Source organism: Desulfovibrio piger, assembly GCF_012843875.1.
In the GTDB taxonomy this organism is placed as follows: domain Bacteria; phylum Desulfobacterota; class Desulfovibrionia; order Desulfovibrionales; family Desulfovibrionaceae; genus Desulfovibrio.
Genome location: NZ_JABAFY010000011.1, coordinates 1 through 20,726 on the forward strand (window position 1 = coordinate 1; position 20,726 = coordinate 20,726).

16 protein-coding genes are annotated in these 20,726 nt (G+C 62.0%); 8 read left to right on the forward strand and 8 right to left on the reverse strand.

The window, feature by feature from the left end:
• Window positions 1-377: 377 nt before the first annotated feature.
• From HF854_RS04395 to moaA, 5 genes are all read right to left on the reverse strand, one after another.
• Window positions 378-1,094 carry a YczE/YyaS/YitT family protein gene (locus tag HF854_RS04395; RefSeq protein ID WP_239463855.1) on the reverse strand — a complete coding sequence of 239 codons (717 nt, stop codon included), beginning with the start codon at window positions 1,092-1,094 and terminating at the stop codon, window positions 378-380.
• A 307-nt stretch (window positions 1,095-1,401) separates the two neighbouring features.
• A complete protein-coding gene (gene ruvB, locus HF854_RS04400) occupies window positions 1,402-2,478 on the reverse strand; it encodes a Holliday junction branch migration DNA helicase RuvB (protein ID WP_239463854.1) in 1,077 nt (358 codons plus the stop codon).
• Window positions 2,479-2,557: 79 nt separating this feature from the next.
• The gene (ruvA, locus tag HF854_RS04405; RefSeq protein ID WP_006008508.1) at window positions 2,558-3,169 is read right to left on the reverse strand and encodes a Holliday junction branch migration protein RuvA; all 612 of its coding nucleotides are present in this window, start codon (window positions 3,167-3,169) and stop codon (window positions 2,558-2,560) included.
• 48 nt (window positions 3,170-3,217) lie between these two features.
• The gene (locus HF854_RS04410; RefSeq protein WP_168935226.1) at window positions 3,218-3,631 is read right to left on the reverse strand and encodes an EamA family transporter; all 414 of its coding nucleotides are present in this window, start codon (window positions 3,629-3,631) and stop codon (window positions 3,218-3,220) included.
• A gap of 361 nt (window positions 3,632-3,992) precedes the next feature.
• On the reverse strand, window positions 3,993-5,000 hold the full coding sequence (gene moaA, locus HF854_RS04415) for a GTP 3',8-cyclase MoaA (protein ID WP_204625400.1): 1,008 nt from the start codon (window positions 4,998-5,000) through the stop codon (window positions 3,993-3,995).
• 56 nt (window positions 5,001-5,056) lie between these two features.
• Here moaA and HF854_RS04420 point away from each other — a divergent pair, with 56 nt between their 5' ends.
• Window positions 5,057-5,362 (forward strand): DUF5334 domain-containing protein, encoded by a 306-nt coding sequence (locus HF854_RS04420; protein ID WP_006008500.1) that lies wholly within the window; start codon window positions 5,057-5,059, stop codon window positions 5,360-5,362.
• Window positions 5,363-5,416: 54 nt separating this feature from the next.
• Here the strand turns inward: HF854_RS04420 and HF854_RS04425 are convergent, their stop codons facing one another.
• On the reverse strand, window positions 5,417-5,980 hold the full coding sequence (locus HF854_RS04425) for a hypothetical protein (protein ID WP_204674304.1): 564 nt from the start codon (window positions 5,978-5,980) through the stop codon (window positions 5,417-5,419).
• 165 nt (window positions 5,981-6,145) lie between these two features.
• Here HF854_RS04425 and HF854_RS04430 point away from each other — a divergent pair, with 165 nt between their 5' ends.
• The 5 genes from HF854_RS04430 (at window position 6,146) to HF854_RS04450 (ending at window position 11,232) form a co-directional block, all read left to right on the forward strand.
• Complete coding sequence (locus HF854_RS04430) at window positions 6,146-6,529, forward strand: hypothetical protein (protein ID WP_006008497.1); 384 nt, start codon at window positions 6,146-6,148, stop codon at window positions 6,527-6,529.
• Between the two features lie 5 nt (window positions 6,530-6,534).
• The gene (miaB, locus tag HF854_RS04435; RefSeq protein ID WP_168935227.1) at window positions 6,535-7,881 is read left to right on the forward strand and encodes a tRNA (N6-isopentenyl adenosine(37)-C2)-methylthiotransferase MiaB; all 1,347 of its coding nucleotides are present in this window, start codon (window positions 6,535-6,537) and stop codon (window positions 7,879-7,881) included.
• Window positions 7,875-8,486 (forward strand): bifunctional nuclease family protein, encoded by a 612-nt coding sequence (locus HF854_RS04440; protein WP_168935228.1) that lies wholly within the window; start codon window positions 7,875-7,877, stop codon window positions 8,484-8,486. Before miaB ends, HF854_RS04440 begins: the two co-directional genes overlap by 7 nt.
• Window positions 8,487-8,745: 259 nt before the next feature.
• On the forward strand, window positions 8,746-9,975 hold the full coding sequence (locus HF854_RS04445) for a metal-dependent hydrolase family protein (protein WP_168935229.1): 1,230 nt from the start codon (window positions 8,746-8,748) through the stop codon (window positions 9,973-9,975).
• 75 nt (window positions 9,976-10,050) lie between these two features.
• On the forward strand, window positions 10,051-11,232 hold the full coding sequence (locus tag HF854_RS04450; RefSeq protein ID WP_205906028.1) for an MFS transporter: 1,182 nt from the start codon (window positions 10,051-10,053) through the stop codon (window positions 11,230-11,232).
• Here the strand turns inward: HF854_RS04450 and HF854_RS04455 are convergent.
• Complete coding sequence (locus tag HF854_RS04455) at window positions 11,189-13,195, reverse strand: CocE/NonD family hydrolase (protein ID WP_168935231.1); 2,007 nt, start codon at window positions 13,193-13,195, stop codon at window positions 11,189-11,191. The genes HF854_RS04450 and HF854_RS04455 overlap by 44 nt on opposite strands.
• Window positions 13,196-13,242: 47 nt before the next feature.
• Here HF854_RS04455 and HF854_RS04460 point away from each other — a divergent pair, with 47 nt between their 5' ends.
• Both HF854_RS04460 and HF854_RS04465 read left to right on the forward strand, forming a co-directional pair.
• A complete protein-coding gene (locus HF854_RS04460; protein WP_168935232.1) occupies window positions 13,243-15,030 on the forward strand; it encodes an ATP-binding protein in 1,788 nt (595 codons plus the stop codon).
• Window positions 15,023-16,417, forward strand: coding sequence for a sigma-54-dependent transcriptional regulator (locus tag HF854_RS04465; protein WP_168935233.1), 1,395 nt, complete (start codon window positions 15,023-15,025; stop codon window positions 16,415-16,417). Before HF854_RS04460 ends, HF854_RS04465 begins: the two co-directional genes overlap by 8 nt.
• A 50-nt stretch (window positions 16,418-16,467) precedes the next feature.
• Here the strand turns inward: HF854_RS04465 and HF854_RS04470 are convergent, their stop codons facing one another.
• Window positions 16,468-20,712: an acyl-CoA dehydratase activase-related protein gene (locus tag HF854_RS04470; protein WP_168935234.1), complete on the reverse strand. Its 4,245-nt coding sequence runs from the start codon at window positions 20,710-20,712 to the stop codon at window positions 16,468-16,470.
• Window positions 20,713-20,726 lie beyond the last annotated feature (14 nt).

The following is a 20,726-nucleotide window of genomic DNA, read 5'->3' on the forward strand; positions in this document are numbered from 1 at the left end:
GGACGTGGCCAGCTCGTTGGCGCGAACGGCTTTATGCGCCTTTTCAACTCCACCGTCAAGCATTTTTCCGCAAAAAATTTTACGGAGTTGCCCCATACTGACTGATTATTCAATCAACATACCGAAAAGACACAGAAAATTCTTGATAAATTTCTTTGTCTTTTCCTTTTTGCCCTTCTCCTTTTTCCGCCAATCGAGGCCCTCCCCTCTCCCCTCCGGCCGGAAAGTGCGCCCATTTTCTTCAGAAGCACCGGATTCCTCCAGACCTTAAAGACCGTTCCGCAGCCATGATCTTTTGCTGTCCTCTTTTCGGCAGCGACACAAAACAAAAAAGGGAGCCCGAAGGCTCCCCTGTCATGCTTTATCTATGGCAATGCCTAGGCGGCATAGCTTTCCTGCAGCACCAGGCGACGACGGCGGGCTTTCTCCAGCTTTTCCTTTTCCCAGAAGAGCGGAGCCAGACGACGCGTCCAGCGGGAGAAGAAGCGGACGCTCATGCCCACCAGCACGGCCGAGATGATGGTGCCCTCGCGCAGGCCCACGATGGTATGCAGGACGGCCAGGCTGAGCAGCACCGCGGCCAGCACCATGGAGGAGTCCACCAGGACCTTGATGTTGCCGAAATTCTTGTGCGTGCGGAAGACGATGGCCACGACCATGCCCTCACCGGGCAGCACGGTGGCGTTGCTGATGATCTCCAGGCTCACGCCCAGGCCCAGGACCATGGAGCCCACCAGGCACATGAGCATCTGCTGCCAGTAGACATCAGTCACCAGATAGGAGGTGGCCCACATCCAGCCGTCGATGAACAGGCCGAACAGGAAGACCGCGGGGATCTGCATCAGATGCCCCACCGTAAAGTAACGACCCAGCAGGGCCTTTTGTACCACGAGAAAACAGATATTGGACAGAAAAGTCACGGTCCCCAAACTCAGGGGGAAGATGGCGCTCAGGGCGTACGGCAGGCTGGTGATGGGCGAGGTGCCCAGACAGGCATTGGTCACCAGCGCTACCCCCAGGGCACAGACCAGCAGTGCCACGGTGAAGCCCGCATAACGTTTGCACAACACAGATTTGTCAACAGTCACTTTCATTCTGAAAACTCCGACCACGTCCATACACAACGCGGTACTCCGGCGATGAAACCAAGGGGGGCGCCGTCTCCGCCCACGTGCCGCTCCTTCCGGCGCCGGTCGGGAAGGCAGGGCAAGGGGACGTTATCGAAATGACGTCCGCCGCGGGCAACGTCCCGCCGCCTTTCAGAAGAGAACAGAAAAGCGACGGCGCCGTTACCGGCGCGGCACAAATTGGAGCCGGGCTCCGGGAAGAACAGAAAAAAACGTTGCTGTCGCAACTATGCAGATGCGACAAAAAGCAGCGCAGCTGTTCTTCGTGCGCCTCTCAGCGCAGTAAGAGGTTGAGGTGGCGGTAGGCTTTGGCGGTCACCATGCGACCACGGGGGGTACGCTTGAGCAGACCGCACTGGATGAGGTAGGGCTCGTAGATCTCTTCGATGGTACGCACTTCTTCGGAGCAGGCCACGGCTAGCGTCTTGAGCCCCACGGGTCCGCCGTCGTAGTGGGTGATCATGACTTCCAGCAGGCGTCTGTCCATGCGGTCCAGACCTATCTCGTCGACGTCCATGCGCCGCAGGGCCTCGGCAGCCTGTTCCGCGGTGATGACGTCGTGGCCGCCCATCATGGCAAAATCCCGCACGCGACGCAAGAGGCGGTTGGCGATGCGCGGTGTGCCGCGGGAGCGGCGGCCTATCTCTTCCGCACCGTCAGGAGTGACGGCGATGCCGAGGATGTGCGCCGTGCGCAGCACCACCCGGGCCAGTTCGGCTGGCGTGTAGAACTCCAGCTGCGAAAGGATGCCGAAGCGCCCGCGCAAGGGCGCGGAGATCAGGCCCATACGCGTGGTGGCCCCTACCAGGGTGAACGGCTCCAGGTCGATCTTGACCGTGCGGGCCGCCGGGCCCTGCCCGATAACCAGATCCAGCTTGAAGTCTTCCATGGCCGGATACAGCACTTCCTCCACAGCGATGGGCATGCGGTGGATCTCGTCCACGAAGAGGATGTCGTTGCGGGACAGGTTGGTCAGGATGGCGGCCAGATCACCGCTGCGCTCCAGCACCGGGCCCGAGGTGCAGACCAGGTTGACGCCCAGCTCGGCAGCCATGATCTGGGCCAGGGTCGTCTTGCCCAGACCGGGGTTGCCGTAAAAAAGCGTATGGTCCAGCGCGCAGCCGCGTTCACGGGCAGCGCCCAGATACACGCGCAGATTGGCACGCAGTTCTTCCTGACCGATGAAATCATCCAGACTGCGGGGCCGCACGCTCTCTTCCAGCGCGGCGGTGCTCAGACCGGGGTCTTCCGTGCCGGCTGCGGGTGCGGGCGTGTGCTGTTCCGCAGGGGCATCCCAGTCATCATTGCCGAAAAAACGGGCTGCGGGGGAAGGGGAGGATTTCTGTGCCATGATGTCCAGTCGGTCAGGATTTGCCCCCTGCACAGGCCGGGCCTGCACGGGGAACACTCAAGAAAAAGAAAGCGCCGGTCTACAGACGACCGCGCGCCAGTGCCTTGAGCGCCGCCCGCAGAGCGCCGGTGACGTCAAGGTCGGGCTCCTGCAACAGGATGTTTTTGACCACAGGAGCGCATTCGTCTTCAGAATAGCCAAGATTGGACAAACCATCAAGCACGTCCCGGAACACGGAGCCCGGGCGGCCGTTGGGCGCCAGCACCGCCGCCTGCGGCACGTCCTCCACCTTGAGCTTGTATTTGAGCTCCAGAAAAACATGCTGGGCCGTCTTCTTGCCGATGCCGCTCACCCGGGTGAGGGCATCCACGTCCTCTTCCAGCACGATGCGGCGCAGGTCGTCGGGCCGGTACAGGGAAAGGATGGCCAGCGCCGTGCGCGCGCCCACCTTGGAGATGGTCAGCAGCACCTCGAAGACCTGCCGCTCCTCAAAGGTGGCAAAGCCGAACAGCTGCTGGGCATCCTCGCGCACCACCAGGCTGGTGTACAGGGCCACGCTTTCCCCGCGTCCGGGCAGGGATGCCATGGTGTGGGCGGGCAGATCCAGCTCGTAGCCCACGCCACCGCGCGTGACCACGATGCAGGAGGTGCCCCAGGTCTCGGCCAGCAGGCCTTCAAGATAGGCGATCATGGATGCTCCTTGATGTCATCGAAAAACAGGGATGCGGAGGCAGCGGCCTCACAACACCAGCAAAAGGGCCCCGGCCGTGATCAAGATGCCCCCGGCCACGGTCTTGGGATCACAGGGCTCGCCCAGGATGAGCACCCCCAGCAGCATGGCCAGAGGCACGCTGAGCTTGTCCAGCGGCGCGACCTTGGAGACGTCCCCCAGCTGCAGGGCCTTGAAGTAGCACAGCCACGACAGGCCCGTGGCCACGGCGGAAAGGAACAGGAAGAGCCAGGTATGCCCGCCGATCTGGCGCACCTCGCGCCAGGTGCCGGCATACAGGCTCACGCCCCAGGTGAGGAGCAGGATGAAGCCCACCCGGATGGCCGTGGCCAGCCCGGAATCCACGTCCCGGACGCCCAGTTTAGAAAAAATGGCTGTCAGGGCCGCGAATACGGCCGCCAGCAAGGCATAGACCTGCCACATGACGCTTTCCTCCCCTCTGTTGCCGGTCTCTCCCGCCGGGCCCTGGGGAACAGTCTCTGAGAGCTGTCATGCCGTGGAGACGCTGCCCGGGCCCCCTGCTCCCCTCGTGGGCAGGACGCCCCCCTGACCGGAGGATGCCGGCGGTATCCGCGAGGCAGCGCCGCTCCGGGCCGGTGCGGCGCCCCATACGGCAACCATGCAGGCAGGGACCGGGCTGCCTTTCCGGGGCATGGGCAACAGACACGGCTGCCCCGAACAGGGAGGCAACCGTATCATTTTGTATCAATATATATGGCAAGGCCTGTTGTGCCTGCCACCCCACCCCGCAGGGCACCTTGCCGTGCGGCAGGAGCGCCCTGCCCTAGCCGCCGATGGAGACCATCTTGCTGCTGGCCACAGCGCCCCCCTGCCGGGCCGCCAGCAGATCCGCGCCCACAGGCTTGCTCTTGCAGGCCTGGGCGATGACCCGGGCGATATGCTCATCCGTGACCTTGGGATGACGCAGCAGGGGCCGCAACGGATACTCCCTGTCGGCAAACAGACAGGTGCGCAGATGCCCGTCGCTGGTCATACGCAGGCGGTTGCAGGACAGGCAGAAATGGTTGGTCAGCGGCGTGATGAAGCCCATGCGCCCCTTGCCGCCTTCCAGGGCGAACATGCGGGCCGGGCCGCGCTGGCCCTCGTTGGCATCGCCCAGCGGCACCAGGCGGACGTGCTGCTCCACGGCGGCGCGGATGTCGCTGGCGGGCCAGAAATTCTCGGGGCTCCACAGGGTATCGCTGCCCATGGGCATGAATTCGATGAAGCGCACGTCCACGGGCAGGGTCATGGCCGCATGGACGAAGTCGGCCAGCTGGCCGTCATTGATGCCGCGCAGGCCCACGGCGTTGATCTTGACCCGGATGCCCGCGGCCAGCATGGCGTCCAGGGCCCGCAGCACTTCGGGCAGCATGTCGCGCCCGGTCACACGGGCAAAGGTCTCGCGGTCGAAGCTGTCCAGCGACAGGTTCACGGCGCTGATGCGGATACGCTGCAGCAGGGGGATGTGCTCCTCCAGCAGCGTGCCGTTGGTGGTGATGCGGATGTCCAGGTCGTCGAAGCGCTGCCGCAACCGCAGGAGGAAGTCGTCACAGCCCTTGCGCGCAAAGGGTTCCCCGCCGGTCAGACGCACCTTTCCCACGCCCATGCCGCGCACGATCTGCACCAGACGGATCATCTCCTCATAGCGCAGCACCTTTTCGTGCGGGATGCACTGGTGCCGGGCATTGCTGTGACAATACAGACAGCGCAGGTTGCAGCGGTCCGTCAGTGACAGGCGCAGGTAACGTACCGTGCGGCCGTGGTCGTCGTGCAGGGCATGGATGCTCATCGTCCCTCCGGGGCCTCCTGTTGCCAAGAAGCAAAAATGGTTTTACACATGCAGCCATGAAGACACTCTTACGCAATCAGCGTGTCCGGCGTCTGCCGGCCGTCATCGCCCTGTGTGCCTCTCTGGCCCTGCCGCTGCCCGCGCTGGCCTGGGACGGCTTTGATGCGGATTCCGCCGATCTGGTGGAGATCATCCCCGATGCCCTGCCCAACAAGGGCGACACCGTGGACGTGCGCAACTACAGCAATGACGAGACGACCACCTGCCTGGTGGTCTCCGTCACCCGCAACAGCCGCACCGTGGAGATCGTGGTCCGCACGCCCGACGGCGAAGCGCACACCCTCGTGATGGAAGGCCGCTAGCCGTCGCGGACGGACGCGCCGGAACCCTGGGGACCCGGCGCGACCGGGTCATGCCTATTCGTCGGCGCCCTGCTCGTAGCCGGGCAGCACCACACTGGCAGCCTCGCTCTTGCCCTGTCCCTTGGGGCAGTTGGACTGCAGATGGCAGATCTCGCAGCCGCCCTTGAAGGGATAATGGGTCACCAGAGCAAAACGGCGGTTCAGGGTGGGGGCATCTTCACGATATTCCAGGCCCAGGCCGGACAGGGCCTCACGCAGGGCCTCGGTGGGACGCGGTGCGGGCGCACAGCCGGCATCTTCCACCTGGGGCAGCACTTCCTGCACGGCGGCCATGCACATGTACTGGGCCAGGTTGTTGTCCTGCCAGCCGTCCGAAGGGGATTTTTCCCAGGCGGCGTCCACCTGCTGCTCCACGCTCTCGGGCAGCCAGACGGCCAGATAGGAGATCTTGGCTGTCTTGATCTCGCAGACCTTGAGTTGCGGCATCCACTCTTCCCACAGCTTGCACAGCCGTTCCAGCGTCGCGCCGCCCAGGCGCGATTCCTGGCTCAGGGTCATGAAGCCTTCCATATCGAAATAGGGACGGATCTCGTGTTCCGTAACGGTAATCTCGCTCACAGTCTCTCCTTGCGGGCATCAGGATGAGCCCTTCTTTACCGTGCTATTGTAACCAAGGAAAGGCGACCGTCAAGCCTGCACATCCTTTCACATGCGCCGGCCCGCCGGGCTTTACTATTGCGGCCGTCTTCTTTACCATCCCCCATATTTTTTCAAGGAGCCTGCATGAGCAACCAACCCGAGCTTCCCAAGAAGATCCGCTACAAGTACGTCATGGACGACAGCGTGCGCATGAGCACCGCCCACGGCGTCTGGGGCGGCATCAATCCCCAGGGAGAGATCGAACTCAATTTCTATGAGGAAAGCGACTCCCTGCCCCAGTGGTCCGAATGCCTGGTGGCCCCGGACGGTTCGCTGGGCCCCGAGATGATGGACGAGGAGAACCTGGAAGTGCGCGAGGTGGTGCGCCGCATCAACACCCGCGTGCTGCTCAACTACAACACGGCCCGCGCCGTGCTGGAATGGCTGGAAGACCGCGTCGCCGCCCTGGAGATGGACGAAAGCGGCATGGCCGTCTACCCCCGCAACATCACCGGCCCCGAACAGTAGAAAACATGATCGACAACAGCTTCCACATCATCACCTTCGGCTGCCAGATGAACGTGCACGACTCGCAGTGGCTGGCCCGCGCCCTCGAAGCGCGCGGCTTTTGCGAGGCGCCCCTGGAAGAGGCCCGCGTGGTGGTGGTCAATACCTGTTCCGTGCGCGAAAAGCCCGAACAGAAAGTCATGAGCACCCTGGGCCGCATCCGCCAGGTCACCGGCAACTCGCCGCGTGTGCTGGTGGCCGTCACCGGCTGCGTGGCCCAGCAGCTGGGCGAAAAACTCTTCAGTCGCCAGGTGCGTCTGGTGGCGGGCAGCGACGGCATCAGCGGCGCGCCCCAGGCCATCGAACGCCTGCTGGACGAGCCCGCCCTGCGTCTTTCCCTGCTGGACTTCACCAGCCATTACGTGGAGCGCGAACCCGGCGCCGATACGCCGTCCGCGCCCGTGGGCTTCGTGAACATCATGCAGGGCTGCGACAATTTCTGCGCCTACTGTATCGTGCCCTATACCCGCGGCCGCCAGAAGTCCCGTCTGACCCCGGCCATCCTCGACGAATGCCGCCACCTGCTGGACCGCGGCGCCCGCGAGATCACCCTGCTGGGGCAGAACGTCAACGCCTTCGGCCGCGATACGCACGGTGACGGCGTCAGCTTTGCCGCCCTGCTGGAAAAAGTGGCCGCCCTGCCCGGCCTGAAGCGCCTGCGCTACGTGACGCCCCATCCCAAGGACATGGGCCCCGAAGACGTGGCGGCCTTCGCGAACATCCCGCAGCTCTGCCCGCGCCTGCACCTGCCCCTCCAGGCCGGTTCCGACGCCGTGCTCAAGCGCATGGGCCGCAAGTACGACAGCGCCCGCTATCTGGAACTGGTGGCCAGCCTGCGTGACGCCCGCCCGGACATCGCCCTGTCCACGGACCTCATCGTGGGCTTCCCCGGCGAGACCGAGGAAGATTTCGCCGCCACGCTGGAGCTGATGCGCGCCAGCGACTTCATGTCCAGCTTCTCCTTCTGCTATTCGGACCGTCCCGGCACCCGGGCCAGCCGTTTCCTGGACAAGATCGCCCCCGACGTGCAGCAGGATCGTCTGCTGCGCCTGCAGGCCCTGCAGGAGGAGCTTTCCCAGCGCTGGCTCGACGCCCGCGTGGGCCAGGAATGCGAAGTGCTGCTGGAGAACGCCAGCCGCCGCGAGGCCACCGACGACGACAGCCTGCAAAGCTGGCAGGGCCGCGACATCTACGGAGCCCTGGTGCATGTGCCCCTGCCCGCCGGCGACCATACCGGCCGCCTGGTCAACGCCCGCATCGTGGAAGCCAAGAAGCACAGCCTGGTGGCCGAAGCCACGGGACAGCCATGGTAGAGATGCACGTGGAGGGCCTGAGCCTCGACCCGCAGACACGAAAACCCATCGTCATCCTGCGGCAGAACGACGGCAAGGGCCTGCTCCCGCTCTGGATCGGCGCCATGGAGGCCATGACCATCTCGCTGGTGCTCAACGGCGAGGAGCTGCCCCGCCCCCTGGCCCACGACCTGCTGCTCATGGTGGCCAAGGCCCTCAACGGCACGCTCACCGGCGTGGACATCGTGGACTACAGGGACGACATCTACTACGCGGTGCTCCTGCTGCGCGGCCCCTCGGGCCTCATCAGCGTGGACTGCCGCCCCTCGGACGGCATCGCCCTGGCCCTGCGCGCCTCGGTGCCCATCCGCGTCAAGACCGAAGTCTTTGAAAAGGCCGCCCGCGAGCAGGAGCCCGGCAGCATCCATCCCGCCACCCGGCACCAGGCCGGTTCCGATGCCGCCACCGACATGGCCCGCACCGCCGACGCCCGTAAGGAGGCCGACACCCTGGCCGCCCTGCTGGCCAAAGGCGCCGTGCCCGAAGATCTGGGCGAGGCCGCCGGGCCGGAGCGGCTGCGTGACCTTTTGCGGGCCCTGGAGCCGGCGTCACGCAATAAGATGTGACGCGCCTACCCCTCCTGAAAGCGCGCAACGCCTGTTCTGCGCAGGTATCCGAGATGGATGCCTGCGCTTTTCTTTTATTCTGCCTCCCGGCAAGGCGATAACTTTAGTTATAGCTCCATAACTAAAGTTATGCCCCGTCTCTCCTCATGGAGAAATTTTAAAAAAAACATGTTTATTTTCACTAGATTATTATTTGGAACGCCTCTTGCTATCCCTCAGGAAACCCCTTTAACACCAACCTTTTTCCAAGGAGAGCCGTATGCGTAAGCTTGTGCTGTGTGGCAAACTGTTCGATGCCGTCGACGGAAGTGTGCGAGAAAATATGGCCATTATCGTGGAACAAGACCGCATCACGGAAATCACACCGAAGGCGGGCCTTGCCATACGTCCCGACGACGAGCTGATCGACCTCTCGCGCCATTTTGTCATGCCAGGTCTGATAGATGCCCACGTGCATCTGGGGATGAGCGGTTTTCCCGCCATCAGGGAACCGGACGAGCCTGCCGAATTCGTTGCGGCCAAAGCCCTCAAGAACGCCAAAGACAACTTGCTTGGCGGATTCACCACAGTCCGCGATGAGGGATATTTCACCATCCAGGGCTGCCAGAGCATCCGCGATGCCATCAATGCCGGATTTGCCACGGGGCCCCGTATTTTCACCAGTGGCATGGTGATCACGCAGACAGCCGGGCACCTGGAGCCACGTTGGACGCAGGAGCGTTTTGGCTTTCAGACCCTCAAGCCGGTTAATGTTGCCAACACCCCCGGCGAAGTCGTGGCGGCCGCCCGACATATGCTGAAGATGGGCGCCGACCAGATTAAGATCATGGTGACAGGCGGTGTTTTGAGCAAGGGAACCAATGTGGGCGAGCAGAATATGAGCGACGAGGAAATTCAAGCCGCCGTCTCCGTGGGCAAGATGCACGACCGTGTCGTCTCCGCCCACGCCCACGGCACGGAAGGGATCAAGGCGGCGGCCAGAGCGGGCGTTACCGTCATCGAACATTGCACGACAGTGGATGATGAAGGGATTGAGCTCATGCTGAAAAACAAGGTCGCCCTGGTACCCACCTTTATCGTCCTCAAGCTGATCGCCGAGAAAGGCGCGGCGGCCGGGGTCTCCATGGACGCCGTCGAAAAATCCGCGGCCCTGGTGCCCATGCACCTGCACAATATCAAAAAGGCCTATGACGCCGGCGTGCGCGTCATTTTTGGCACGGATACGGGAACACCGCTGGGCTACCATGGCAAACAGCACCAGGAATTCGTTCTGATGGAACAGGCCGGGATTGCCAAAACCGATATCTTGCTGGCTGCCACCCGTTATGCCGCCGAGCTGCTCGGCTGGCAGGCGGACATAGGGACCCTGGAACCTGGTAAATACGCCGATATCGTCGCCCTTCCCGGGGATCCGTTTGAAAGCATGGAGGCCATGAAACAGATCAGCTTCGTCATGAAGGGCGGGCAGATTCACCTTCAGCGGGCATAAGGCAGGGAGCATCCTATGCGCATATCAAAAAAAATTTTCTTCGGCTGGTATGTCGTGGCGGGCGGATTCCTTCTGATGGCAATCCTCCATTCCATGATGCAGACCTGTTTCAGCCTTTTCGTTGTGCCCGTCACCACAGATATGGGCATCACGCGCAGCGCCTTCGGCATCTGCAACACCGTCGTCATGGTGGTGACCATGCTTTTGTCCCCTTACATGGGGAAATGGCTGGCCCAAAAGCGCACGACCCTCATTTTCACTACCTGCATCGTAGGCCTGGGCTTGTCCTACGCCAGCTATTCCCTGGCCCATGCGGCCTGGCACCTGTATGTCAGCGCATTTCTGGTGGGCGTGTTCTCGTGCGGCGCCGTGGCCCTGCCCCTTTCCATCATAATCACCAACTGGTTCAAGAAGGCGCGCGGCACGGCCATCAGCATCGCGTTGGCGGGCAGCGGCATAGGAGGAGCCATCATCAGCCCCATCCTGACCATGGTGATCCAGAATATGGGCTGGCGACCGGCTTTCGTCATCTTTGGCATTGTCATGATTGTGGTGGAAGTACCCGTCGCGCTCTTTCTTATGCGTCCCCGTCCCGAGGACATGAACCTGCAACCGTACGGCGCCGATGAAAACGCCCCCCAGGATGTTGAGCATAAGGACGATGACGGCGTGCCGTTGAGCGCGTTAAAAAAATATCCTTTTTTCTGGATCTACTGGGTGGGCATGTTCGTCATGGGGCTGGTCGGCTTCGGCTCCCTGGGACAGCTGGCCGCCTCCCTCACCGATGCCTACGGTCAGGGTTTTTGCGCCATGATCATCTCTTTCTTCCTGCTTCTGCTTACTCCTGCCAAAATATCGCTCGGCTGGGTCTATGACAAAATCGGCCCTAAATTTGGCACCATCTATGTCATGGGCTTTTTCGCCATCGCCCTGGCCATGCTGCTTATTACTAATTCAACAACCCTCATGTGGGTCATGGCCATCTTTTATTCCATCGGCATTTGCAGCGGCACTGTCACGCCGCCTGTCGTCACGGCCGCGACCTTCGGCTCAAAGTATTACGGGGAAATCTACGGCTTCGTGAACTTTGGCGTCATGGCCGGGGGGGCCCTGGGAGCCCCTGTCGTGGCGGCCGTCTATGACCTGGCGGGATCTTACGATGTGGCCTGGGTCGCCTGCTCGATCCTCTGCATCGTTTCCACAGTTCTGCTTGTCATCGCGGATATTCGCTGCCGCCAGGTTTTGGGCAAGGCATAGCTTCCATGGGAAGGGCGCCGCGCTCCCCGGACGGGGCGGCGTCCTTCCCATGCCGGCATGCCACGGCATCCGCGGATAGAATGGGAAGCTCCACCCAAGAGGGGTGCGCCGCATCCACATGGATGGCGTTACGGGCAACGGTCCACTCCACGGCCTGCTCAGGAAAGGCCGCCACATTCAGGTTGCGGCTCCAGCGGGGGTAGGAACTGCTGCCGACCGTTATCCGCAGGCGATGGCCTGCGCGAAAAAGATATTCTGTCGCCGACATCCTGACCGTGTAGTCATAGATATGGCCCGGCTGCAATAAGGAAGGCGCCGAGGCCGACTCACGGAAGCGTGCGCGCTGGATGCCTTCGACGACATTCAGTGACCTGCCGTCGGGAAACACGTCGCATAAGCGCACGACCCAGTCCGTATCCACCGCGGATGACGAGGCGCTGAGGTGGGCGCTTACCGCGCCGGACACCAGCAGATCATGCACCAATGGCCCGGAGGTGAACGTCAAACTTCGCTTATCCACAGGCCCTTGTTCCTGCTGGCCATAGTCCACGAGGCTGTCCGGGCCAAAAGGAAAAAGCAGCAAACCGGAACCGCCACGCGTCGGCGTAGGATTCATGGGATCATAGAGGTACGTTTGCGGTGGGGCAGCCGGTGCCGGGCCTGCCTGGGAAAGCGCTCCGTCATTGAGGGACTCCCCCTTTCGCCGCGCCGACGCGTGAAAATACCACACCTGGGGCTCGGCTTCCGCAGGCGGCCATGACGGTGCCGTGCGCCAGCAGTTCCGCCCCATGGTGAAAACGCTGACGGGCGCATCCTCACGATAAAGCGGCGTGCGCGTATCCTTCAGCCAGTAGTCGGCAAAGGCCAGGCGCATCATGTTGAAGCCGGGTTGATTGAGGCCGGGACCATAGTCCACGCTGCCGATGCGGGTTCCATGGTAGCTGGGAACACTGTGATGCCACGGGCCCAGCAAAAGGCGTTGATTCCGCCTTGCCAAAGGAGCGCCGGCACGCTGGCGAAGCTCCTGGAACGCGTTCAGCGTGCCGTCCAGAAAAATATCATACCACCCTCCTATATGGAGGATGGGAATCTCGATCCGGCTAAAATAGCTGGAAGGACTAAGACGTTTCCAGTACGCGTCGGCAGTGGGGTGGGAAGCCCAGGTGGCGAAAAGGTTGACTCCCGGGGCTATTTGAGCAGGCTTGAAATCAAGAAGCGGAATCACATCGGCAAAGGTCTGCTGGTCCGCCAAATACATTTCCAGCAGGTTTTTCCAGCGCTGGAGCGCGGGCGTGTTCCCCAGCGTTTTTTCCGCCAGATCCCAGCCCAGGATCACCGTTCCCCAGTAGAGGGAAAACCCGAACTCCATGGCTCCGCCACGGTAGTACCACTGCCAGGCGTCGGATCCGGTCAGGGCCGACATGGCGCATACAAGATGGGGAGGCCGCGCGGCCGCCGTATGCAGCAGAATTTGCCCGGAATACGACTTGCCGACCAGACCGATTTTACCGTTGGACCACGGCTGCCGCGCGGCCCATTCCACCATATCCCAGCCATCATTCCCGGGCAGGGCCGCCATATCAAAACTGCCACCCGACTTGAAACGCCCCCGTACGTTCCATATGATGACAACATAGCCGCGCGGCACAAAGAACGTATGCGTACTCATACGGATATCGGTAGAGCAGCGTTTGTCATAAGCGCTTCCTTCCAGTAGTACGGGAAAGCGCCCCGAGGCCTTGGGGCGGTAGATGTCAACGGCCACCGTCGTGCCGTCACGCAAGGTTACGGGCACGTCATATTCCACCACCATGGCATAGCAGGGGCGTGAGGGCTCTCCATCCACCGCGGCGGGGTTGCCTGAAGCCGCAACTGCGATGCCGGGCCATAACAGGCTGAGCAAAAAAAGGACGAGGCTTATTTTCCCAGGAAAACGATGGAGCAAGATATATGTATCCATCATGGGGAATATCCTCCAGAGTATTCTGGAACGTCATTGCACGATGGTATATGGTTATGACAAAGCTACGAGACGTTTTATTTACAAGAAAAATATTGTTTTTAGTCCTTCTTTGCATAATAGCATGCATATTTTTTGCTATATATAAGTATTATGAAGGCACTGATTTTTCAAAAAATCCATACATTTTCTATGAACGCAGCATCACGGCGCGCATCGGCGCCTACGCTCCCTACGCGTTTATGGACAAAGGGGGAACGCTCGACGGGTATGTCATGGATCTAACGTACGCCATCAGCCGTGTCATGGGGGTCCGTGTCGTTTTGCTCTCCCGCAGGCTCGACAGCCCGACCGAGCTGGCGAAAAAGCATGACGCCGATGTTGTGCTGTGTATGGTCAAAACCCCTGTCACCAGTAAAGAATATGATTTCACAGCCCCCTATGCAACGCATACGTTCTCCATCTTCGCCCGTAAAGGGGCCCCGCCCCCAGATATGGACTACATCGCCCAGGGGGAGGCCTGGGTTGTTAACGAAGATGGCGTCTACCATGAATTATACGGGGAACGGCATGACTGCCCCCTCAGCGGAACCGCCGAGGAAGCCTTGCATGATATAGCTCAAGGGCGACGCATGTATACGATCATGGAAACGTATATTGGAAAAAAACTTATAGAGGAACAAGCCCTTGATAATGTCGCCTTTCTGCAGGAAACCAATATCAGCGTTGAATACGCCTACGCCATCAGAAAGGGAAACCCCAACATTTTTGATATTTTTTCCAACGGCCTGAAGTACCTGCACAGCTCCGGGCAATTCAATAAGATTCAACATAAATGGCTGGAAAAACGCTTTCTCCTGACCAAGCGAAATCTTGAACAATTTTTTGTCTACGCCGCCATCGCGCTGACAATTATTCTTCTCTCCGCGGTGGCGATGCTGATCTGGTCCCATGTCCTCAAGGAGCAGGTCCGCCGCCGTACTGCGGAACTGAAGCAGGAGATCAACGAAAGGCGCAAAGCCGAATCCAGGCTGCGTCAAAGCCAAGCGCAACTTGTCCAGGCGGATAAAATGGCCGCCGTCGGCACCCTGGCTTCGGGCATAGCGCATGAAATCAATAACCCAAACGGCCTGCTGTTGCTGAATCTTGTTTTTATCCAGGACATCCTGCGGGATATCCGCCCCTATCTCGATACGCATTTCGAGAAGGAGGGAAACTTCATGATCGCTGGTATGCCGTGGCCCCAATTGCGCGACACGCTGGATTCCATGATGGAGGACTCCATCCAGGCGTCAGGCCATATCCGGGATATTGTCGACGACCTGAAAGAATTTGTCCGCAAAAGCGGCGACAGCCCGTCCGAGCTGTTCCAGCTCAACGATGCCCTGGAGCATTCCCTGCGTTTGGTCCGGAACATGATCAAAAAGAGTACCAGCCGCTTCCAGATGCGAACCGGGCGCGACATGCCGGCCGTCAAGGGGAGCCCGCGCAAAATCGGCCAGGTTCTCATCAATCTTATCATCAACGCCTGCCAGGCCCTGGAACATCCCGCACAAGGGCTGTTGCTGGAAACGGGGACGTCTTCAGATGGGCGCAGCGTTTTTTTCCGTCTTACGGATGAAGGATGCGGCATCTCGGCCGAAGATCTGCCCTGTATCTGTGATCCGTTTTTCACGACAAAGCGTGCCCATGGCGGCACGGGCCTTGGCCTTTCCGTAAGCAGCTCCATTGTTGAAGGATACGGGGGCAGCCTTTCTTTCATTTCCGAACCGGGCCAGGGAACCACGGTCACATTGACCCTGCCCGCCCACCGCCCACAGGATACACGCCATGATTGATAGCCCCTGCGGAATTTTACTGGTTGATGACGAACCAGCCTGGCTCCGTTCTCTGGAAAGACTCCTGCGCCGTTCCTCGCTGGCCGGAACTGTCATCACCTGCTCAGACAGCCGTGAGGCGCTGGGGATCCTTGACAAAGAAAATATCGGCCTGGTCCTGCTGGATCTCACCATGCCCTATGTCAGTGGCGAGCAACTCCTGGGCGACATCCGCGCCGCCCATCCCGACGTGCTGGTCATTATTCTCACCGGCATGAATACGGCGGACAAAGCCATGCAGTGCCTGAAGGCCGGCGCCTTCGACTATTTTGTAAAAACATGGGGCGAGGAACGCCTGCTGACCGGCATTTCCCATGCCATACGCGTTGCCAGCCTTGAAAAAAGTCGCGCGGAAACAAGCCGCAGCATTCTGAGTCAGCGACCGCTCCACCCCGAAGCCTTTCGCGACATCATCACGGCTAATAACGAAATGTTTACTATTTTCAGGTACATGGAGTCTATTTTGCCTTCACGCTATCCCCTGCTCATCACCGGGGAAAGTGGTGTCGGCAAAGAGCTTGTGGCGCGCGCCGCCCATGCTCTGACCAGAGCCCGTGGAAACTTCGTCAGCGTGAACATGGCAAGCCTTGACGGCGCCATGCTGGAAGACACCCTCTTTGGCCATGTCAAAGGGGCCTATACAAATGCCTCGGCAGCGCGCGCGGGACTGGTGGAGCAGGCTCAGGGCGGTACGCTTTTTCTGGACGAGATAGGGGAAATGCCTCCCCACTCCCAGGCCCGCCTGCTCCGTTTTTTACAGGAAGGGGAATATTATCCCATTGGCGCGGACCGGCCCAAAAAAGTGGCCTCGCACATCGTCGTGGCCACCAACAGGGATATCAAGGCGCAGCAGCATGAAGGGAGTTTTCGTAAGGATCTTTACTTCCGCCTCAGCACCCACCATGTCCACATACCGCCCTTGCGCGAACGCCACGAAGACATTCCGCTTCTCATTCACGCATTCATGAACGAAGCCACCAAGGATTTCGGCGGCCCTCCCCCGCGTCTGCCCAAGGATGTTTTGCTCGCCCTTATGAAATATCCCTACCCGGGCAATGTTCGTGAGCTGAAATCCATGATCATCCATGCTGTCAGCCTGGGCAGGGCGGAACTCCAGCTTGCCGACTTTCCCATGCTGACCGGCAAGGATCTCCCCGAACTCACGGACATTTCTCCAGAAAGCTATCTCCTGAAGACATTCCTTGGTATGGATAAATTTCCTCCTTTGCACGCTGTCAGGCAGATCATGACCACCGCGGCCCTGATAAAATGCGACGGCAACCAGACGGCGGCGGCAAAGTTGCTGGGCATTTCGCAACCGGCCATAAGCAAGCGCATCAATTCCTGATATCCCTGCTTAGGCAAGGCCCGTCCGCCATCCTCAAGGCGCGGGGCCCGTTACTCCTTCCGCATCCTGGCGTGAGCCATGGACATGAAGAGCTTGATGCGGTTGAGCTGGTTGGCCTCGCTGCTGCCGGGGTCATAGTCCACGGCCATGAGGTTGGCCGCGGGACGCAGGCGCTTGAGTTCCTTCATGACGCCCTTGCCGGTGATATGGTTGGGCAGGCAGCCGAAGGGTTGCAGGCAGAGCACGTTGGTGGCGCCGTTGTCGATAAGCTCCAGCATCTCGGCGGTCAGGAGCCAGCCTTCACCGGCCTGGTTGCCGCGCGAGATGATGCCCTTGACGCTGTGCGACAAATGCCGGATGCGGGACACGGGCATGAAGATGCTGCCCTCCAGGGCCTTGCGCATGGAGGCGCGCAGCATCTCCACCCGCATGATGAACAGCCAGCTGCCCAGCGCGGGCAGGATGCGTCCGCCCAGCCGCTTCCAGCGGTACATGGGATCCATGAAGCAGTAGAGGAAGAAGTCCATGATGTCGGTGAGCACGGGCTCGCCGCCTTCGTCCATGATGTGCCGGGCCACATGGTTGTTGGCATCGGGGTGGTACTTGAGCAGGATCTCGCCCACGATGCCCACCTTGGGCCGGACAACGCCGTCACGCGGGATCTTCGTGAAGTCTTCCACGATGCGGCGCATGTCCTTGCGGAAGGCACGGGTATCGCCCTTGCCCGCCACTTCGCGGGCGCGCTGCGTCCAGCGTTCCAGCAGGGCGTCGGTATCGCCCTTGTGCAGCTCGTTGGCCCGGCAGGACATGGAGACACGCTGCAGCATGTCGCCGTACAGGCAACTCAGGATCATGCGGTGCAGCATGCTGCCCGACATCTTGAAGCCCGGCTGCTTGTTGAGGGAACCGCTGCTCAGGGTCAGGATGGGCACCTGCGGGAAGCCCGCTTCCTGCAGGGCCTTGCGCAAAAGGGCCGGATAATTGCTGGCGCGGCAGGGGCCGCAGGTCTGGGCCAGCATCAGGGCCGTGCGCTGCGGGTCGCACCGGCCGTTGAACAGGGCGTCCAGCATCTGGCCGATGACCACGATGGCCGGGTAGCAGGCGTCGTTATGGACGTAGTTCAGGCCCAGCTCGATGGCCCGGCGGCTGACCACGGGCAGCACCTGCAAGCGGTAGCCCGCGCTGTTGACCGCCGCCTCCATGATGGAGAAATGCAGCGGCGCCATCTGCGGGGCCACGATGGTGTGGGTCTCGCGCATGTCTTCGGTGAAGTACGGGCTTTCCGGGCGCGGGGACTGCCGGAACTCCGGCGCCCTGCTCTCGCGGCGTTCCCGCACCGCGGCCAGCAGCGAACGGATGCGGATGCGGGCCGCCCCCAGCGACGCGCCTTCGTCGATCTTGATGAGCGTATGCAGGCGACCGTGATGGGTCAGCAGTTCCGCCACCTGGTCGCTGGTCACGGCATCGAGGCCGCAGCCGAAGGACGTGAGCTGCACCAGCTCCAGCAGGGGACGCTCGCAGACCAGGGCCGCGGCCCGGTACAGACGGGAGTGGTAGCTCCACTGGTCCACCACGCGCAAAGGATCGCGCAGCACGCCCAGATGGGCCACGCTGTCCTCGCTGAGCACGGCCGCGCCCAGCGACGCGATGTAATCCGGCAGGCCGTGATGCACGGCAGGGTCCGCATGGTAGGGACGGCCGCACAGCACGATGCCCAGCCCCCGTTCACGTTCCACCTGGGCCAGGATGCGTTCGCCCTCGGCCCGCAGTTCGGCACGATAGGCCTCCTGCTCGGCACGGGCCGCATGGGCCGCCTCCCACAATTCCAGCTTGGGCAGGCCCAGCACTTCGTGCAGGCGGTCCACCAGGGTGTTCAGATGCTCCAGCGAGACGAAGGGCGTGTACAGATGCGCGCCCAGCTCCCGCACCTCGTCGGTGTTCAGGCGGATGACCTCGGGATAGCCGGAGACCACGGGGCAGTTGTAGCCCCGCACCGAGGTATCCTGCCCTTCACGCGGCAGACAGGGGAAGAAGATCTCCCGCACGCCCTGGCGCAGCAGGGCCGTCACATGGCCGTGGGCCAGCTTGGCGGGATAGCAGACCGTCTGGGACGGCATGGACGAAAGCCCCAGATCGTACAGCTCCTTGCCCGATGCCGGGGAAAGCTCCACCCTGTAGCCCAAGCGGGTGAAAAAGGTGAACCAGAAGGGATAGTGCTCGTAGATGTTGAGCACACGGGGGATGCCCATGCGGCCGCGGGGGGCCTGCTCCGGCTCCAGCGGCTGGTAGCGGAACAGGCGCCGGGCCTTCCAGGCGTAGATGTTGGGCATGACCGGGACATCGTCCTGCGAATCCCCCATGCCGCCGCGCTCGCAGCGGTTGCCGGACACGAAGCGGTGCCCGTTGGAGAAACGATGCACCTTGAGCAGACAATGGTTGCCGCAGCCACGGCAGCGCACGGACTTGGTCGTGATCTCCAGCGAGCGCAGCCCGGCGGAACTCAGGGGCGTGCGCTCCTCCTGTCCGGCACAGCGGCGCAGGGCCAGCAGGGCCGCGCCGTACGCGCCCATGAGCCCGGCGATGTCGGGACGGCTGACCTCGCGTTGCAGCAGGTTTTCCATGACGCGCAGCAGGGCGTCGTTCATGAAGGAACCGCCCTGCACCAGCACGCGTTCGCCCAGCTCGTCGGGCGTGCGCAGGCGCAGCACCTTGTACAGGGCATTGCGGATGACGGCATAACAGAGCCCGGCCGCGATGTCGCCGATGGAGGCGCCTTCCTTCTGGGCCTGTTTTACCTTGGAATTCATGAACACCGTGCAGCGCGAGCCCAGATCCACGGGATGGCGGGCAAAGAGCGCGGCCTGCACGAATTCTTCCATGCTCAGGTTCAGGCTTTGGGCAAAGGTCTCCAGAAAGGCCCCGCAACCGGCGGAACAGGCTTCATTGAGGGTCACGCCCGCGATGCAGCCCTGCCGGACCTTGAGGCATTTCATGTCCTGGCCGCCGATGTCGATGACATAGGTGGCGTCCGGTACCAGACGGCAGGCCGCCTTGAGGTGGGCCACGGTCTCCACTTCGGAGATGACGGAGCCCAGGGCAGCCCGGGCGTAGTCGGCGCCGTAGCCCGTGGCCGCACTGGCCTGTATCCAGGCACCGGCGGGCAGACGGTCCACCAGATCGGCCGCATAGGGCAGCAGCCCGGCCAGCGGATCGCCCTGGTTGCGCTGGTACCAGGTGTCCAGCACGGCACCGTTGATGTCCACCAGCACGGCCTTGACCGTGGTGGAGCCCAGGTCAACGCCCAGATAGAGCGGGCCCGAGGCCTCGGCCAGCCGGCCGCGCGGCGCGGCGTCCTGACGGTGACGGTCGAGGAAATCGTGGTATTCGGCTTCGGAATCGAACAGGGGCGGTAGGCTGGCGCTGGTCTCGCCCTCAAACGTACGGGTGCGGGCGCGTTCGGCCAGTTCGGCCACGCTCACGGGCGCGGAAGCCACGGGCCGCCCCATGCCGGGGATGTCCACCAGGCTCAGGGCCGTACCGCGCGCCACCACGTACTGGGCGTCCGGCACATCCACCACGTCTTCGGGAGCCATGTGCAGGGTCTCCACAAAGCGGGCCTTGAGCTGGGGCAGGAAATGCAGGGGCCCGCCCAAAAAGGCGACCTTGCCGCGGATGGGGTGGCCGCAGGCCAGACCGCCGATGGTCTGTTCCACCACGGCCTGGAAGATGGAGGCCGCCAGATCCTCGCGGGGCGCGCCTTCGTTGAGCAGGGGCACCACGTCGGTCTTGGCGAAGACGCCGCAGCGGGACGCGATGGGATAGATGGTGGTGTGGCGCGCGGCCAGGGCATCGAGACCGGCCGCATCGGTATCCAGCAGGCTGGCCATCTGGTCGATGAAGGCCCCGGTACCGCCGGCACAGGCCTCGTTCATGCGCAGATTGTCCGAACCGTCGGAAAAATAAAGGATCTTGGCGTCCTCGCCCCCCAGTTCCACAGCCACGTCGGTCTGCGGCGCCAGGACGGCGATGGCCCGCGACGTGGCCAGTACCTCCTGCACGAAAGGCAGCTCCAGGGCCTGCGCCAGCCGCAGGGCCGCGGAGCCCGTCATGGCCGGACGCACCACCAGACCGGGCCGCCGTTCGGCCAGATCCTCCAGCAATGTGCGCAAGGTCGCGCGCACCGCCGCGCCATGACGTTCATAACGGGCTTCCAGCAGCGTGCCCCGCGCATCCACCAGGGCCAGCTTGACCGTGGTGGAGCCTGCATCGAGCCCGAGATACAAAGCTTCTTCCATTACCTGATTCCCCC

What these genes read in the sequence shown, in the direction of transcription:
- HF854_RS04420 (WP_006008500.1), top strand. Translation starts at nt 5,057, where the DNA reads ATGAAGACACTCTTACGCAATCAGCGTGTCCGGCGTCTGCCGGCCGTC.
- miaB (WP_168935227.1), top strand. Translation starts at nt 6,535, where the DNA reads ATGATCGACAACAGCTTCCACATCATCACCTTCGGCTGCCAGATGAAC.
- ruvA (WP_006008508.1), bottom strand. Translation starts at nt 3,169, where the DNA reads ATGATCGCCTATCTTGAAGGCCTGCTGGCCGAGACCTGGGGCACCTCC.
- HF854_RS04470 (WP_168935234.1), bottom strand. Translation starts at nt 20,712, where the DNA reads ATGGAAGAAGCTTTGTATCTCGGGCTCGATGCAGGCTCCACCACGGTC.
- HF854_RS04455 (WP_168935231.1), bottom strand. Translation starts at nt 13,195, where the DNA reads ATGATGGATACATATATCTTGCTCCATCGTTTTCCTGGGAAAATAAGC.
- HF854_RS04460 (WP_168935232.1), top strand. Translation starts at nt 13,243, where the DNA reads ATGGTTATGACAAAGCTACGAGACGTTTTATTTACAAGAAAAATATTG.
- HF854_RS04430 (WP_006008497.1), top strand. Translation starts at nt 6,146, where the DNA reads ATGAGCAACCAACCCGAGCTTCCCAAGAAGATCCGCTACAAGTACGTC.
- ruvB (WP_239463854.1), bottom strand. Translation starts at nt 2,478, where the DNA reads ATGGCACAGAAATCCTCCCCTTCCCCCGCAGCCCGTTTTTTCGGCAAT.
- HF854_RS04410 (WP_168935226.1), bottom strand. Translation starts at nt 3,631, where the DNA reads ATGTGGCAGGTCTATGCCTTGCTGGCGGCCGTATTCGCGGCCCTGACA.
- HF854_RS04465 (WP_168935233.1), top strand. Translation starts at nt 15,023, where the DNA reads ATGATTGATAGCCCCTGCGGAATTTTACTGGTTGATGACGAACCAGCC.
- HF854_RS04445 (WP_168935229.1), top strand. Translation starts at nt 8,746, where the DNA reads ATGCGTAAGCTTGTGCTGTGTGGCAAACTGTTCGATGCCGTCGACGGA.
- HF854_RS04440 (WP_168935228.1), top strand. Translation starts at nt 7,875, where the DNA reads ATGGTAGAGATGCACGTGGAGGGCCTGAGCCTCGACCCGCAGACACGA.
- moaA (WP_204625400.1), bottom strand. Translation starts at nt 5,000, where the DNA reads ATGAGCATCCATGCCCTGCACGACGACCACGGCCGCACGGTACGTTAC.
- HF854_RS04395 (WP_239463855.1), bottom strand. Translation starts at nt 1,094, where the DNA reads ATGAAAGTGACTGTTGACAAATCTGTGTTGTGCAAACGTTATGCGGGC.
- HF854_RS04450 (WP_205906028.1), top strand. Translation starts at nt 10,051, where the DNA reads ATGGCAATCCTCCATTCCATGATGCAGACCTGTTTCAGCCTTTTCGTT.